We start from the raw sequence: 15,481 nt of genomic DNA, 5'->3' as shown, positions 1-15,481 counted from the left end.
CCCTCTTGCGGGGTGTCGGCCGGTCCGCCCACGGTGAAAGGCGCCGCCGCGGCCTGCATGGTCTCGGCGCGCTGAATCTCTCAGGCGTCCCGCTCCGGCGTGACATGACAGAGGGGGAGGGCCCTTGTCCGGCGCCGCGCCGGACCGACCAGACGAGGCCGTCCCGCCATGACCGAAATCCTGCCCGCACCCTTCGTGGCCCGCCACATCGGACCCGACGCGGACGAGACCGCACGTATCCTCGAGGTCCTCGGCGTGGCCTCGCTCGACGAACTCGCCGAGCGCGTGGTGCCCGCCGCGATCGCCGATCCGGCCGGCGCGCTGGCCGCCCTCGACGCGCCGCTCACCGAAGCCGAGACCACCGCGCGCCTGCGCGAGCTGGCCGGCAAGAACACCGTCGCACGCAGCATGATCGGCCTGGGCTACTACGACACCCACACCCCGGCCGTCCTCAAGCGCAACATCATCGAGAGCCCCGCCTGGTACACCGCGTACACTCCGTACCAGCCGGAGATCAGCCAGGGCCGCCTCGAGGTGCTGCTGAACTTCCAGACCATGGTCGCCGACCTGACCGGCATGGAGGTGGCCAATGCGTCGATGCTCGACGAGGCCACCGCGGCCGCCGAGGCGATGACCCTGCTGCGTCGTGCCGGCAAGTCCAAGTCCCCGCGCCTGGTGGTCGACGTCGACCTGTTTCCGCAGACCCGTGCGCTGATCGAGACCCGCGCCGAGCCGCTCGGCATCGAGGTGGTCGAGGCCGCACTGGATGCGGAGGCCGCCGACGGCGGGCTGCCCGAGGGCGAGTTCTTCGGCGTCATCCTGCAGGTGCCGGGCGCGAGCGGACGCGTGGTCGACGCGACGTCGATCATCGCCGCAGCCCACGAGCGCGGTGCGCTGGTCGCGGCCGGCGTGGATCTGCTGGCCGCCACCCTGATCACCCCGCCCGGCGAGCAGGGCGCCGATGCGTGCTTCGGCACCACCCAGCGCTTCGGCGTGCCGATGGGCTTCGGCGGACCGCACGCCGGCTACCTCGCCGTGCACACCAAGCTCACCCGTCAGCTGCCCGGCCGCCTCGTCGGCGTGTCCAAGGATGCCGACGGCAACCTCGCCTACCGCCTGTCGCTGCAGACCCGCGAGCAGCACATCCGCCGGGAGAAGGCCACCAGCAACATCTGCACCGCGCAGGTCCTGCTGGCCGTCCTCGCCGCGATGTACGCCTCGTACCACGGCCCGGCCGGCCTGACCGAGATCGCGCAGCGCGTCCACGGTCGCGCGGTCGCGCTGGCCACGCGCCTGGCGGCGGGCGGTCGCACGGTGGCCCACCGCCGGTTCTTCGACACCGTCGAGGTGCGGGTGCCCGGCGAGGCCGCGGCCATCGTCGCCGCCGCCAAGGCCGACCACGGGATCAACCTGCGCCTGATCGACGCCGACCGCGTCGGCATCGCGTGCGACGAGACCACCACCGAGGCCGACGTGGCCGATGTGCTGGCGGTGTTCGGCATCGCCGCGGACGGGCCCGCGGACGAGGACTTCGTCGTCGAGGTCGCCGACCGCACCAGCGGCTTCCTCGGCCACCCGTCGTTCCACCGGTACCGCACCGAGACGGCCATGCTGCGCTACCTGCGCATGCTGTCGGACAAGGACGTGGCACTGGACCGCAGCATGATCCCGCTGGGCTCGTGCACCATGAAGCTCAACGCCACCACCGAGATGGAGCCGATCACCTGGCCCGAGTTCGGCGGCCTGCATCCCTTTGCGCCGCTGGAGGATTCGGTCGGCATCCGGGAACTGATCACCACCCTGGAGGACTGGCTGGTGGCCATCACCGGCTACGACCGGGTGAGCCTGCAGCCCAACGCCGGCTCGCAGGGCGAGTACGCGGGCCTGCTCGCGATCCGCAAGTACCACCTCGCCGCCGGCGACACCGAGCGCGACATCTGCCTGATTCCGTCGAGCGCGCACGGCACCAACGCCGCGTCCGCGGTGATGGCCGGCATGCGCGTGGTGGTGGTGGCCTGCCGCGAGAACGGCGACGTCGACACCGACGACCTGCGGGCCAAGATCGACAAGCACCGCGCCGAGCTCGCCGCGATCATGATCACCTACCCGTCCACGCACGGCGTCTTCGAGCACGAGGTCACCGACATCTGCGCGGCCGTGCACGATGCCGGTGGCCAGGTGTACGTCGACGGCGCCAACCTGAACGCACTGGTCGGACTGGCCCGCCCGGGCCGGTTCGGCGGCGACGTCTCGCACCTGAACCTGCACAAGACCTTCTGCATTCCGCACGGCGGCGGCGGCCCGGGCGTCGGTCCGGTGGCGGTGCGCGAGCACCTGGCGCCGTTCCTGCCCAGCCACCCGCTGGCGTCGGAGCTGCCGGACACCGGGATCACCATCTCGGCGGCACCGTACGGATCGGCGTCGATCCTGCCGATCACCTACGCCTACATCGCGATGATGGGCGCCCAGGGGCTGCGCGAGGCCACGCTGACCGCGATCGCCTCGGCCAACTACATCGCGCGGCGGCTGGACGAGTACTTCCCGGTGCTCTACACCGACCCGAACGGCTGGGTGGCTCACGAGTGCATCCTGGATCTGCGCGACCTCATCAAGGAGACCGGGGTCAGCGTCGACGATGTGGCCAAGCGTTTGGCGGACTACGGCTTCCACGCGCCGACGATGAGCTTCCCGGTGGCCAACACCCTGATGGTGGAGCCCACCGAGAGCGAGAACCTCGACGAGATCGACGCCTTCATCGACGCGATGGTGGCCATCCGCGGGGAGATCGCCAAGGTCGCCGACGGCACCTGGACGGTTGACGACAACCCGCTCGCCGGCGCCCCGCACACCGCGGAATGCCTGGCGGCCGAGTGGGATCGCGGCTACGACCGGATGACCGCGGTGTACCCGAGCGGTCTGCCGTCGGCCGGGGCGCGCGCCAAGATCTGGCCGTCGGTGCGCCGCATCGACCAGGCCTTCGGCGACCGGAACCTGGTCTGCAGCTGCCCGCCGATCGAGGCGTTCGCGCAGGACTGACTCTCCCGGCCTGACGGGGAGTAGCGTCGGTCGCACGATCGATCAACCCCGGAGGCCGTCGTGAGCCGAGTCCGCGTGCACAACCTGTTCATCTCGCTCGACGGCTACAGCGCGGGCACCTATGTGACCGAGGCCGAGCCGATCGGCAAGGCCCGCGTTCTCTTCGGCGACTTCGACGACCGGGTCATCGAAGACGTCCACCGGGTCGACGAGCCGATCACCGCCGACCGGATCTTCACCAGCACCTGGGGGCAGGGGATCGGCGCGGAGATCAAGGGGCGCCGCAAGTTCGGGCCGCAGACCGGACCGTGGGGTGACGACGACTGGCGCGGCTGGTGGGGTGACGCACCGCCGTTCCGGACGCCGGTGGTGGTGTTGACCCACCACGAGCGCGCACCGCTGGCGTTCGACAACGGCACCGTCTTCCATTTCGTGAACGCCGAGCCGGCGGAGGCGTTGGCCTTCGCGCGGGACCTGGCCGACGGCGGCGACATCCGGCTCGGCGGCGGACCGTCGACCGTTCGTCAGTTTCTGCAGGCCGATCTCGTCGACTTCCTCCACCTGGCCACGGTGCCGGTGGTGCTGGGGGAGGGCGAGTCGATCTGGCCGGGCTGCTCGGGGTTAGAAGAGCGCTTCGACGTCGAGACGCTCGTCAGCGCCAGCGGCCGAACGCACCGGCTGTTCAACCGGCGGTGAGCGCCGGGTACCAGATGTCGGTGAGCACGTCGACGGCGGTGTCCGCGGACACCTCGATGGTGCCCTGCAGCGCCCACCGGGCGAAGAAGCGTTCCAGTTGTGCCACCAGCAGTTCGATGCGCAGGCGCGCCTCCACGTGCTGCGCGGTCGGCCAACTCGCCAGGTAGCGCGGCATCGCTTCGGGGAGAGCGTCGAGGCCGTCGCGCACCGTCACGGTGAAATCCGGTTCGAGCGCCGTGGCCTCGTCCCACGCGGTGAGCATGTCGCGATGCTCGTCGAACCAGCCGATCGCAGCACTCAACCACTGCCGGAAGTGTTCTTTGGAGCCGCTCGCGAGGGCGTCGTCGAGTCCGTCGTAGAACTCGACCGCGGAGAGCGCGTCGTCGGCACTGACCGCCCGCAGGATCTCCACCTTGCTGGGAAAGTGCAGGTAGAAGGTGGCGCGGCTGCAGCCGACGGCACCGGCGATGTCGTCGACCGTTACTGCCGCATAGCCGCCCGCGGCGAACTGTGCGCGCGCCGCCTCGATCAGCCGGGCGCGGGTGGCGCGCTTCTGTTCCTCGCGCATGCCGCCGCGGCGCGGGGCTGATTTGACGTCGCTCCCGCCTTTCAGCGTCGTGCACGCGACCGCCAAGCGCCTGCAGGACCACGGGATCCCGTTCGATTGCTTCGAGGCGTCCGACGACGTGGGCGGTACCTGGTACTACCGCAACCCGAACGGCATGTCGGCCTGCTACCAGAGCCTGCACATCGACACCTCCAAGTGGCGGCTGGCGTTCGAGGACTTCCCGGTGCCGGCCGACTGGCCGGACTTCCCGCACCACTCGCAGCTGCACCAGTACCTGCGCGACTACACCGACTACTTCGGACTGCGCGAGAAGATCGAGTTCACCACCAAGGTGGAGAACGCTCGTCGCGAGGCCGACGGCACCTGGACCGTCACGCTGTCCAACGGCGACGAGCGTCGCTACGACTTCATCGCGGTCTGCAATGGCCACCACTGGGATCCGCGGACCCCGGACTACCCGGGCGAGTTCGCCGGCGAGCTGATTCACAGCCACTCCTACAACGACCCCTTCGATCCGATCGACATGCGCGGCAAGCGCGTCATCGTGGTGGGCATGGGCAACTCCGGCCTGGACATCGCCTCGGAACTGTCGCAGCGCTTCCTCGCGAAGCGGCTGACCGTCTCCACCCGTCGCGGCATCTGGGTGCTGCCCAAGTACATCGGCGGCGTGGCCGGCGACAAGAGCGTGGTGCCGCCGTGGATCCCGAAGAAGGTCTCGCTCAAGCTGATGCGGCGCTTCATCCGCAAGAACATCGGCGCGATGTCGAACTACGGTCTGCCCGAGCCCGACCATCAGCCGTTCGAGGCGCATCCGTCGGCCAGCGGCGAGTTCCTTGGCCGCGCCGGGGCCGGTGACATGGACTTCAAGCCGGCCATCTCGCGGCTCGACGGGCATACGGTGCACTTCGTCGACGGCACCTCGATCGAGGCCGACGTCATCATCTGCGCCACCGGCTACCACATCAGCTTCCCGTTCTTCGACGATCCGGCGCTGGTGCCCGACGCGAAGAACCGCCTGCCGCTCTACAAGCGGATGTTCCTGCCCGGCGTCGACAATCTCGTGTACATGGGCCTGGCCCAGCCGATGCCGACCCTGGTGAACTTCGCCGAGCAGCAGAGCAAGCTGCTGGTCGCCTACCTCACCGGGAACTACGGTCTGCCCGATGCCCCCGCGATGGCGGCCACGATCGCCGCCGATGAGCGCACCTACCTCGGTCGCTACTACGACTCGCCGCGGCACACCATCCAGGTGGAGTTCGACCCGTATGTGCGGGACTTGAAGAAGGAGATCGACCGCGGCGCCAAGCGGGCGAAGGCCACCGTCGGCCGCTCCGCGCGGTCGACCCACGAGGCGCCGGTCGGGGCCCTCCGGTGACCCTGCCGACGCACATGTGTGCCCTGCACTTGACCGACCCCGACGTCGCCGAGATCCGCGAGGTGCCGGTGCCGACGCCGGCGGCCGATCAGGTGCTACTGAAGGTCGGGGCGGCCGGGATCTGCCACTCGGATCTGCACCTGCTGCATTTCCCGTACAAGGTGCGCGAAGAGCCGCTCACCATGGGGCACGAGATCGCCGGCACCGTGGTCGCCGTCGGCTCGGCGGTGACCGACGTCCCGGTGGGCCGGCGGTGCGCCGTGTACCTGTGCTGGTCGTGCGGTGTGTGCCGGGAATGCGTCAGCGGCAACGAGAACGTCTGTCTCGCGGCCGGGCGTACCGCGATGCCGCCGTGTCCCGGGCTGGGGCCGGACGGCGGGATGGCCGAGTACGTCGCGGTGCCCGCGCGGTCGGTCGTCGACCTTGGGGACCTGCCGTTCACGCAGGCCGCGCCGATCGCTGACGCGGGTCTGACCAGCATGCACGCCATCGCGGGTGTGGCCGACCACCTGCGGCCGGGCGCCACCGCCCGGATGGTGGGGCTCGGCGGCGGAGTGCCCGGCGTGTCTGCCGAACCGGCAGGCGACCCTGGGTGGCCGTGGGGTGGGTCGATCCGCAAGTCCTACGGCGGCACCCGTCGCGACCTGATCGACGTGATCGCGCTGGCCAGGGCGGGCAAGGTGACGGCCGCCGTGGAGACGTTCCTGCTGGCGCAGGCGCGCCCGGCATTCGAACGGTTGGACGCGGTGCGATCCGAGGGGGGCGTCTTGCTCCCGTGATTGTCAGATGCGGTAATAATCAAGAGAGAGAAATGATCCACACCACACTCGGAGGACAGTAGTGACTGACTCAGCAGACCCGCAGGACTTCGTCGCGGCCGTATATGCGGGCCTCTCGGCGCCGGGAGCGCCCTTCGAACTGCAGCAGGAGGAAGTACTCGGCACCGAGATCCCGGTGCTGGTGCATCGCGACCGCTCGTTGGGCGCGGTGCTCGCCGATTCGGTGCGGTTCGGTGACCGGGACTATCTGATCACCGAGGACTCCCGCGTGACCTTCGCCGAGCATGCCGCCATGGTGGCGGCCTTCGCGACGGCGCTGCGCGACCGGTACGGCGTCGGCAAGGGCGACCGTGTCGGCATCCTGGCCGCCAACACCCCCGAATGGGTGGTGGCATTCTGGGCGGCGCAGACCCTCGGCGCCATCGCCGTCGGCTACAACTCGTGGTGGGCGCCGCGCGAGGTGGCCCACTCGGTGGAACGCACCGAGCCGACCGTGATCGTCGCCGATGCCAAGCGTGCGGCGGTCCTGGTCGAGGCCGGTGTCGACGTCCCGGTGATCACCATGGAAGAGACGATGCCCGCGCTGCTCGCCGAGTTCGCCGGCGCGGCGCTGCCGGAGACCGACGTCGACGAGGAAGATCCCGCGGTCATCCTGTTCACCAGCGGTACCAGCGGTCGACCCAAGGGTGCGGTGCACTCGCAGCGCAACGTCCTCGGCGTGATCGACTACCACCGGCACAGCGATGCCGTGCTGGCCGCCTTCACCGGTGCCGAATGGACCAAGGAGTCCGTGTCCGAACGGCGCTACCTGCTGACCTCGCCGCTGTTCCACATCGCCAGCCTGCACAATCTGGCTCTGCCGCGGCTGGCCACCGGCGGCGCCGTGGTGATCTACCAGGGCGCCTTCGAGCCCGAGCGCGCACTGGCCCTGGTCGCCAAGGAGAAGGTCACCAACTGGGCCGTGGTGCCCACGATGGCCCAGCGCATCCTGGAGGTCGACGACCTCGACCAGTTCGACCTGTCGGCGATGTCGGCCTTCGCGCTGGCGTCGGCCCCGTCGTCCCCGGCACTGCAGCAGCGGCTGCGGGAGCGTCTGCCGTTCGCGCAGTTCTCCCTGGTCGACAGCTACGGCATGACCGAGTGCGCCACGGCCATCGCGGTCGCCACCCCGCTCGACCTGATGGCGGTGCCCGGCAACGTCGGACGCCCCGTGTTGGGCGTCGAGATGGAACTGCGCGACCCGGAGGGAAACCGCGTCCCCGACGGCGAGCTCGGCGAGGTCTGCGCACGCAGCGCCTACGTGATGCTCGGCTACTGGAACGACGAGGCGGCCACCGCGGCCGCGATCACCGAGGACCGCTGGCTGCGCACCGGCGATTACGGCGTGATCGACGGCGGACGACTCTTCCTCACCGGCCGGCGCTCGGACCTGATCCTGCGCGGCGGCGAGAACATCTACCCCGTCGAGGTGGAGCAGGTGCTCGACGAGCACCCGGCCATCGACGAGTCGCTGGTGCTCGGCATCGACGACGCCGACCTCGGTTCCACGGTCGGCGCGGTGGTGGTGCTGCGCGAGGACCTGCCCGCCGACGAGACGCCCACCGAGGAGGAACTGACCGCGTTCGCCCGCGAGCGGCTGGCCTACTTCAAGGTGCCGACCACGTGGCGGATCACCTCGGATCCGTTGCCGCGCAACGCGACCGGCAAGACCATGCGCGCGAAGGTGACGATCTGACATGAGTGATACGACGCCCCCTCGGTTCGCCGGACGGACCGCACTCGTCACCGGTGCCGCCTCCGGCATCGGGGCCGCCGTCGCGCGCCGACTCGTGGTCGAGGGGGCGTCGGTCGTCGCCGTGGACATCGCCGCCGACGCACTGGCGCAGCTGGCCGTCGACCTCGGCGACGCCTGCGCGCCCGTCATCGCCGACGTCACCGACGAGGACGCGGTCGCCGCCGCGGTCACGGCCGCTGTGCAGCGGTTCGGCGGTCTCGATCTGGCCTTCAACGTCGCCGGGTCTTCGCGCTACGGCGCGGTCACCGACCTGGCGGTGGAGGACTGGGACTTTACCGTCGACCTGGTGCAGAAGGCGGTGTTCCTGTGCGTCAAACATCAGGCCCGCCAGCTGGTGGCGCAGGGCCGCGGCGGGGCGATCGTCAACGTCGCCTCGCTGAATGCCCACATCCCGATGGTCGGCGGGAGTCCGTACTCCACCGGCAAGGCCGGGGTGGAGATGTTCAGCAAGAACGCCGCCCTGGAACTGGCCCCCGCCGGGATCCGCGTCAACGCGGTGCTGCCCGGCCTCATCGACACCCCGTTGGTGGCCCCGGTCCTGGGCTACGAGCCCGCCAAGGACTTGTTCTTGGAGCGTATCCCGCTGCGCCGCCCGGGCAGCCCCGACGAAGTGGCCGGCCCCTGCCTGTATCTGGCCTCCGACGACGCCGCCTACATCACCGGCACCTCACTGGTGATCGACGGCGGCTGGGAGATCTCCAACTACGCGGACCTGTCGAACCTCGGCACGGCCTGACGATCTGACCAGCACGAAGGAAAGAAGACGACGATGACTTTCGACACGGTGATCACCGGCGGACGAGTGTTCGACGGAACCGGAGCGCCCGCGGTCCTGCGGGACGTCGGCATCCGCGACGGTCGCGTCGTCGCGGTCAGCCCCACCCCGCTCGACACCGACGGCGTGGACCGGGTGATCGACGCGAAGGGCAAGTGGGTGATGCCCGGCATCATCGACATCCACACGCACTACGACGTGGAGGTGCTCGCCAATCCGGTCGCGTCGAGGCGATTCCCCGCCAGCACGTGGTGAAGACCCTCGACGACCACAAGACGTGGTCGGGGCCGGCCGAGTACGTGCCTGCCCTGCAGGCGCGTCCGCTCGGCCCGAACGTGGCGGCCTTCGTCGGCCATTCGGACATGCGGGTGGCCCAGATGGGTCTGGTGCGCGCCACCACGCATGAGGTGAAGCCGACGGCAGCCGACCTGGCGGCCATGGAGCGCATGCTCGGCGACGCGCTGGACGAGGGCTTCGTGGGGCTGTCGTCGCAGCAGTTGCTGTTCGACAAGCTCGACGGCGAGGTCTGCCGGTCGCGGACGCTGCCGTCGACGTACGCCACGCGCAGCGAGAAGCGTCGCCTCAACGCGATCCTGCGCAAGCGGCGTCGTGTGCTGCAGGGCGGCCCCGACGTGGCGCGCCCGCAGACCCTGGTGTCGATGGTGCTCTCCAGCCTCGGCATCGGTCGGCCGAACCTCAAGGTCAGCCTGCTCTCGGCCGCCGACATCAAGGCCATCCCCGGCGTGATCCACCTGTTCCCGCTGATGGCGAAGGTGATCAACAAGCTCGGCGGCGACTTCCGCTGGCAGCACCTGCCGGTGCCGTTCGAGGTCTACTCCGACGGCATCGACCTGCCGGTGTTCGAGGAGTTCGGCTCCGGTGCGGCCGCGCTGCACCTGGCCAATCAGATCGACGAACTGCAGGCCCTGTTGGCCGACGAGGACTACCGCCGGTGGTTCCGCAAGGACTACGACAAGAAGTACGGTCCGCGCGTGTGGCACCGCGACTTCTTCGACGCCGAGATCGTCGAATGCCCCGACGAGACGGTGGTCGGCAAGACCTTCGGCCAGGTGGGCCTGGACCGCGGCGGCCTGCACCCGGTGGACGCCTTCCTGGATCTGCTGGTGGAGCACGGCGACAAGGTGCGCTGGCGCACCACCATCTCCAACCACCGCGAGGACGTGCTGAACAAGCTGGCCGCCGACCCCGGCATCCAGCTCGGCTTTTCCGACGCCGGCGCGCACCTGCGCAACATGGCCTTTTACAACTTCGGCCTGCGCTACCTGCACCGCGTGCACGCGGCCGCCGAGGCCGGGCAGCCGTTCATGACGGTGGAGCAGGCCGTGCACCGGATGACCGGCGAGCTGGCCGACTGGTACGGCCTCGACGCCGGACATCTGCGCCCCGGCGACCGCGCCGACGTGCTGGTGCTGGATCCCGCGCACCTCGATGCCACGCTCGATGCCTACGCGGAGGCGCCCATCGAGGACTGGGGCAACCTGTCGCGCATGGTCAACCGCAACGACGACACGGTCTACCGCGGTCCTGGTCAACGGCCGCTACGTGTTCGGCGAGGGCGTCGCCGACCCGGCGCACGGTGTCGAACGCTCCGGCGAGTTCCTGCGCGCCACCACCTAGGACTCACTGGGATGACAGAGGCTATCGCGGCGTGTGCTGCGATGAGGAGCAGCGGCCGATGATTGGCCCCGAAGTCCGGGAAGAAGCCGCAGAATTCTTGGTCGATGCTATCGAGTACCTCCGTGCGGGGGGTGTGACCAGCGAGATCATGTCCACGTTGAACTCCGTCGATCCTTCACATGAGGACGGATCCGATTTCATCGACTACTTCCTCGTGGACTTGATGGGCACAGCATCGTCGTACATCAAGACCCAGTTTCCGTCGAACGAAGATTCGCATCGACTGGACCTCTTGTTGTCGGCCGCGTCCTCATTGACGAAAGACATCTCCGGGCTGTCGATCACCGACCTAGAGCTGATGATCAACACGTATCAGAAGAAGGCGACGACGCCTCCGGAATTCGACAGGGTTTCGGCGTCCCTCATGATTCACACGCTTCTCGCGCCAGTTGGAAGGCGACGGCTACTCGAAGAGCGGGCGAGGTTTGCTGAGGCATATATCAGGGTGCAGCCGGGTCTCAGCGGATCGGTGGAGTAGGCATGGTTCGGGAAGCTGTCGTCAACGAGTGGGTCGTTGCGCTGGTCGATGCGTACCAGTTGGGCGATGGAGGGCGAGTGCTTCAATCGCTTGCGGAAGCTGATGAGGACGAAGACCTTCTACTCATCACAGTGGATGCGTTTCTTATGACGATGGCGTCAGTCGCGATTCGCGAAGCACTCAGCCACTCTGACTCCACCGAGGGCAGCAGAAGCCTCGCGGAGTGGACGCACGGTGTCGCGGCTGGACGTAGCGGAATACGCGATCTCCCCATTCGGGAGTGGGCGGGGATCATCTGCTCCGCGGCAGGCGATCTGAATGCGGGCATTCCCACCGATACCGGTCGGAGAGTTGCCCTCTTCGCGACGTTGCTGTCCATGTTCAGCGAGGACGGCGAGTCTGCGCTCCTGCCGTATCAGAGACTCCGGGAGGAGAGCGTGAATCTTTCCGAAGCGGCACGGTTGCACTTGGAGAACACTCAATGGAGCTTTGGGCCTGAGAATGCGTAGATGAGATCCGAGCATCTGCCGAAACGCCGCGCTCGTCCGTCACGATCAACGGTGTCGCCGGCGACACCGGTGATCTGCTCAGGACTCTGAGCGGAGGGTCTTGTCGATCTCCACCGAGGCGGCGGGTTCGGGGATCGGCAGGGGATCGGTGACCTCGTCGAAGGTCACCGTGGCGGTGTTCTCCGGGAGCGGACCCGCGCCGCGGAAACCGGCCTGGGTGAGAAGCTTCATCTGCTCCGGCTTGCGCGCGAAGGTGAAGAACTCGGCGGTCGCATCGGCCACGAAGGCCTGCACCTGGGTGCCGGCGAGGGTGATCACCGGGTAGTCCACCTGCGGGGTGGGGCCGGTCGGCGCCACGGCGGCGACCTTGGCCTCGGCGTCGTCCTTGGTGATCAGGTACAGGTGCTGTTCGGTAATCGGGACGGCGCGGATCGGCGCGGTCGCCGGAACGGTGGTCTCGCTGATCGACTGCACGGCCGCATCCACGGAGCCGTCACCGGCACTGGGCGGCGCCGACATCAGCTGGGTCACGGCGGCGACGACATCGCTCGACGAGGCCTGCTCGGCGGTGAGCGGCCCGGTCGCGTCGGCGGTCACCGCGGCGACGGCCTGCGCGGCCAGCGAGGTGGCGTCGGACTGCGGGCCGGTGGGCATGGCCATGCGGATCGACCCCCAGCTGCTTCGCCCGAACGCGGCCAGGGAGTTGGCGCGGGTCAGCGCGGGCAGGTCGCCCCAGGCGATGCCGCCGTCGGCGGCGGCGGCCAATGCCGGTTCCACCGCCAGCCGGACGGGGGAGGTCACCAACGACTGCGGGCTGCCGGCGAGCGTGGCGGGTGCGGCGATTTCGAGCGCGGCGGCCCACACCGACGATTCGGGCACCCAGGCGCCGGGGTAGGCGCCGTACGCCTGCGCGTCCCAGGTCTTGGCGGTGAGCCCTTCGAGGGTGGCCTGCGCGTCGGCGGGGCGGACCTCGACGTTCACGCAGTGGTCGCGGACGATCGGATCGAGCGCGTTGTAGGCCTTCGCCATCTCCTGCAGGGCGGGGGCGATCGCCGGATCGGCGATGATGGGCACCACGCCTTCACCTTCGAGGCAGCTCTCGGCGACGGCGCTGCCGTCGTCGATCCGCTCGCCGTATCCACGCCAGGCCACGACGATGGCCACGATCAGGATCAGGCTCAGCGCGCCGGCCAGAAGCGGTCGGCTGAACAACTGTCGGGTGCCGCCGCTGCGGTGTGTCCCCACTGGGTGTCCCCTTCGTCGTTGGCGCGACCGCCCGGGGCCGGACGGCCGGGGCGCCGCTGTCACTACTCGTCTATATCAGTGCCGAGCGCGTTGTGGTGGGCGGCGCGCGGAAGTCGCCGCAGGTCATCAGAAATCGAGCCCGGACAGCGAACTGTCCGGGCTCGAATTCCGTGGTGAAACGATCAGGCGTTGGCGGCCTTGTACTCGCGACGTGCGCGGTGCAGGATCGGCTCGGTGTAGCCGCTCGGCTGCGCCGCACCTTCCAGGATCAGTGCCTTGGACGCCTGGAACGCGATGTTGTCGGCGAAGTCGGGCGCCATCGGCCGGTATGTCGGGTCATCGGCGTTCTGGCGGTCGACGACTGGTGCCATCCGCTCCAGGGCGGCGACGACGTCGGCCTCGGTGACGATGCCGTGCCGCAGCCAGTTGGCGAGCAGCTGGCTGGAGATCCGCAGGGTGGCGCGGTCTTCCATCAGGCCGATGTCGTGGATGTCGGGCACCTTGGAGCAGCCGACGCCGTGATCGATCCAGCGGACCACGTAGCCGAGGATCGACTGGCAGTTGTTGTCCAGTTCCTCGCGCTTCTCCTCGTCGCTCCAGTTCGGGTTCGCCGCGAGCGGGATGGTGAGGATGTCCTCGAGCTTGGCGGGGTCGCGCTTGGCGATCTCGTTCTGGCGCTCGAAGACGTCCACCTCGTGGTAGTGGATCGCGTGCAGGGTGGCCGCGGTCGGTGACGGCACCCACGCGGTGTTGGCGCCGGCCGTCGGGTGCGCGATCTTCTGCGCCAGCATGTCGGCCATCAGATCGGGCATGGCCCACATGCCCTTGCCGATCTGCGCCTTGTGCTGCAGGCCCGCGGCCAGACCGGTGTCGACGTTCCAGTCCTCGTAGGCCTTGATCCACGCCTGCTGCTTCATGTCGGCCTTGCGGACCATCGGCCCGGCCTCCATGGAGGTGTGGATCTCGTCGCCGGTGCGGTCGAGGAAGCCGGTGTTGATGAACACGACGCGCTCGGAGGCGTTGGCGATGGCGGCCTTGAGGTTGGCCGTGGTGCGACGCTCCTCGTCCATGATACCGACCTTGAGGGTGTTGCGCGGCAGGCGCAGGACGTCCTCGACGCGGCCGAACAGCTCGGCGGTGAAGGCCACCTCGGCCGGGCCGTGCATCTTGGGCTTCACGATGTAGATCGAGTCGGTGCGCGAGTTCTGCAGACCCTCGGCAGCCATGCCGTGGATGCCGATCGCGGAGGTGACCAGGGCATCCAGGATGCCCTCGGGGACCTCGTTGCCGTCGGCGTCGAGGATGGCCGGGTTGGTCATCAGGTGGCCGACGTTGCGGACGAACAGCAGCGAACGACCGTGCAGCTCGACGGGCTTGCCGTCGCGCCCGGTGTAGACCCGGTTCGGGTTCAGCACGCGGGTGAAGGTCTTGCCGCCCTTGGTGACCTCTTCGGCCAGGTCGCCCTTGTTCAGGCCCAGCCAGTTGTGGTAGCCGAGAACCTTGTCCTCGGCGTCGACCGCGGCGACCGAGTCCTCGAAGTCCATGATCGTGGTGACCGCGGACTCCAGCTCGACGTCCTTGATGCCAGCCGGATCGGTGGAGCCGATCGGGGAAGCCGGATCGAAGAGGATATCGACGTGCAGTCCGTGGTGGCGCAGCAGGATCGACGACGGCGCGGTGGCATCGCCGGTGTAGCCGACGAACGCGTCCGGGTCGGCGAAGGTGGTGGTCTCGCCGCCGGCGTTCACGTCACCGAGGACGACGGTGACCTTGTCGCCGTCGACCACGTAGCGGGTGGCGGCGGTGTGGCTGCCGGTCTCCAGCGGGACGGCCTTGTCCAGGAAGGCCTTGGCGAAGGCGATGACCTTGTCGCCGCGGACCTTGTTGTACGAGCGGCCCTTCTCGGCGCCGTCGGTCTCCGGGATCACGTCGGTGCCGTACAGCGCGTCGTACAGCGAGCCCCAGCGGGCGTTCGACGCGTTCAGCGCGAAGCGGGCGTTGAGGACCGGGACCACCAGCTGCGGGCCGGCGGTGTCGGTGATCTCGACGTCGACGCCGCCGGTGGTGATCTCGAAGTCGGCGGGGGGCTCGACGAGGTAGCCGATCTTCTTCAGGAAGTCGATGTACGCGGCCTGATCGGGGCTGCCGGCGTTGTCTCGGTGCCACTGGTCGATCTGGGTCTGCAGGTCGTCGCGGACCGCGAGCAGTTCGCGGTTGCGCGGCGCGAGATCGTTGATGACGGCAGCGGCACCGGACCAGAAGGCGTCCGGATCGATTCCGGTGCCGGGCAGCGCCTCCGTGTTCACGAAGTCGTACAGCACCTCCGCAACCTGCAGTCCATGGACATTGACGCGTGCAGTCATGGCGACCCTTCTCTAGCTGGTGATCTCTCGTCCGGGTCAACCCCCGAAGGGCCCGGTGCATTCCCCGCGCACGTGTGCGGACGTGCGCGGGACACGATCATGGTACTAGGCCTCCTACCTGCTGGTATTCCCAGGTCCCGGGGGCCTCTCGCGATGTGTGGACG

Annotated in this window: 11 protein-coding genes and 1 pseudogene; 9 read left to right on the top strand and 3 right to left on the bottom strand. The window is 68.9% G+C overall.

The window, feature by feature from the left end:
• Positions 1 to 168 precede the first annotated feature (168 nt).
• Positions 169 to 3,036, top strand: coding sequence for an aminomethyl-transferring glycine dehydrogenase (gcvP, locus tag ABD989_RS10250; RefSeq protein ID WP_345313419.1), 2,868 nt, complete (start codon positions 169 to 171; stop codon positions 3,034 to 3,036).
• A gap of 60 nt (positions 3,037 to 3,096) precedes the next feature.
• Complete coding sequence (locus tag ABD989_RS10245; RefSeq protein ID WP_345313418.1) at positions 3,097 to 3,732, top strand: dihydrofolate reductase family protein; 636 nt, start codon at positions 3,097 to 3,099, stop codon at positions 3,730 to 3,732.
• Here ABD989_RS10245 and ABD989_RS10240 read toward each other — a convergent pair.
• On the bottom strand, positions 3,719 to 4,300 hold the full coding sequence (locus tag ABD989_RS10240; protein WP_345313417.1) for a TetR/AcrR family transcriptional regulator: 582 nt from the start codon (positions 4,298 to 4,300) through the stop codon (positions 3,719 to 3,721). The genes ABD989_RS10245 and ABD989_RS10240 overlap by 14 nt on opposite strands.
• On the opposite strand from ABD989_RS10240, the gene ABD989_RS10235 reads away from it, so the two are divergent.
• The 7 genes and pseudogenes from ABD989_RS10235 to ABD989_RS10205 all read left to right on the top strand — a co-directional run bounded on the left by ABD989_RS10235 (position 4,299) and on the right by ABD989_RS10205 (position 11,709).
• The gene (locus ABD989_RS10235; protein WP_425556517.1) at positions 4,299 to 5,675 is read left to right on the top strand and encodes a flavin-containing monooxygenase; all 1,377 of its coding nucleotides are present in this window, start codon (positions 4,299 to 4,301) and stop codon (positions 5,673 to 5,675) included. The genes ABD989_RS10240 and ABD989_RS10235 overlap by 2 nt on opposite strands.
• A 14-nt stretch (positions 5,676 to 5,689) precedes the next feature.
• Positions 5,690 to 6,454, top strand: coding sequence for an alcohol dehydrogenase catalytic domain-containing protein (locus tag ABD989_RS10230; protein WP_345313415.1), 765 nt, complete (start codon positions 5,690 to 5,692; stop codon positions 6,452 to 6,454).
• Between the two features lie 61 nt (positions 6,455 to 6,515).
• Positions 6,516 to 8,189 (top strand): steroid-24-oyl-CoA synthetase, encoded by a 1,674-nt coding sequence (casG, locus tag ABD989_RS10225; protein ID WP_345313414.1) that lies wholly within the window; start codon positions 6,516 to 6,518, stop codon positions 8,187 to 8,189.
• 1 nt (position 8,190) lies between these two features.
• Complete coding sequence (locus ABD989_RS10220) at positions 8,191 to 8,985, top strand: SDR family NAD(P)-dependent oxidoreductase (RefSeq protein WP_345313413.1); 795 nt, start codon at positions 8,191 to 8,193, stop codon at positions 8,983 to 8,985.
• Positions 8,986 to 9,018: 33 nt separating this feature from the next.
• Positions 9,019 to 10,662: pseudogene (locus tag ABD989_RS10215) on the top strand (N-acyl-D-amino-acid deacylase family protein).
• A 58-nt stretch (positions 10,663 to 10,720) separates the two neighbouring features.
• On the top strand, positions 10,721 to 11,200 hold the full coding sequence (locus ABD989_RS10210) for a hypothetical protein (protein WP_345313412.1): 480 nt from the start codon (positions 10,721 to 10,723) through the stop codon (positions 11,198 to 11,200).
• A 2-nt stretch (positions 11,201 to 11,202) separates the two neighbouring features.
• Complete coding sequence (locus tag ABD989_RS10205; protein WP_345313411.1) at positions 11,203 to 11,709, top strand: hypothetical protein; 507 nt, start codon at positions 11,203 to 11,205, stop codon at positions 11,707 to 11,709.
• A gap of 78 nt (positions 11,710 to 11,787) precedes the next feature.
• On the opposite strand, the gene ABD989_RS10200 is transcribed toward ABD989_RS10205, so the two are convergent.
• Both ABD989_RS10200 and ABD989_RS10195 read right to left on the bottom strand, forming a co-directional pair.
• Complete coding sequence (locus tag ABD989_RS10200; protein ID WP_345313410.1) at positions 11,788 to 12,954, bottom strand: hypothetical protein; 1,167 nt, start codon at positions 12,952 to 12,954, stop codon at positions 11,788 to 11,790.
• 182 nt (positions 12,955 to 13,136) lie between these two features.
• A complete protein-coding gene (locus ABD989_RS10195; protein WP_345313409.1) occupies positions 13,137 to 15,317 on the bottom strand; it encodes a malate synthase G in 2,181 nt (726 codons plus the stop codon).
• Between the last annotated feature and the right edge of the window lie 164 nt (positions 15,318 to 15,481).

Source organism: Gordonia alkaliphila (assembly GCF_039542465.1).
In the GTDB taxonomy this organism is placed as follows: domain Bacteria; phylum Actinomycetota; class Actinomycetes; order Mycobacteriales; family Mycobacteriaceae; genus Gordonia; species Gordonia alkaliphila.
This window is presented reverse-complemented; position numbering and strand designations above follow the sequence as displayed.

Bases quoted from the DNA above. Each gene is read 5' to 3' on its own strand.
- ABD989_RS10220 (WP_345313413.1), top strand. From the start codon at position 8,191: ATGAGTGATACGACGCCCCCTCGGTTCGCCGGACGGACCGCACTCGTC.
- ABD989_RS10210 (WP_345313412.1), top strand. From the start codon at position 10,721: ATGATTGGCCCCGAAGTCCGGGAAGAAGCCGCAGAATTCTTGGTCGAT.
- gcvP (WP_345313419.1), top strand. From the start codon at position 169: ATGACCGAAATCCTGCCCGCACCCTTCGTGGCCCGCCACATCGGACCC.
- ABD989_RS10195 (WP_345313409.1), bottom strand. From the start codon at position 15,317: ATGACTGCACGCGTCAATGTCCATGGACTGCAGGTTGCGGAGGTGCTG.
- ABD989_RS10230 (WP_345313415.1), top strand. From the start codon at position 5,690: ATGTGTGCCCTGCACTTGACCGACCCCGACGTCGCCGAGATCCGCGAG.
- ABD989_RS10205 (WP_345313411.1), top strand. From the start codon at position 11,203: ATGGTTCGGGAAGCTGTCGTCAACGAGTGGGTCGTTGCGCTGGTCGAT.
- ABD989_RS10240 (WP_345313417.1), bottom strand. From the start codon at position 4,300: ATGCGCGAGGAACAGAAGCGCGCCACCCGCGCCCGGCTGATCGAGGCG.
- ABD989_RS10235 (WP_425556517.1), top strand. From the start codon at position 4,299: ATGCCGCCGCGGCGCGGGGCTGATTTGACGTCGCTCCCGCCTTTCAGC.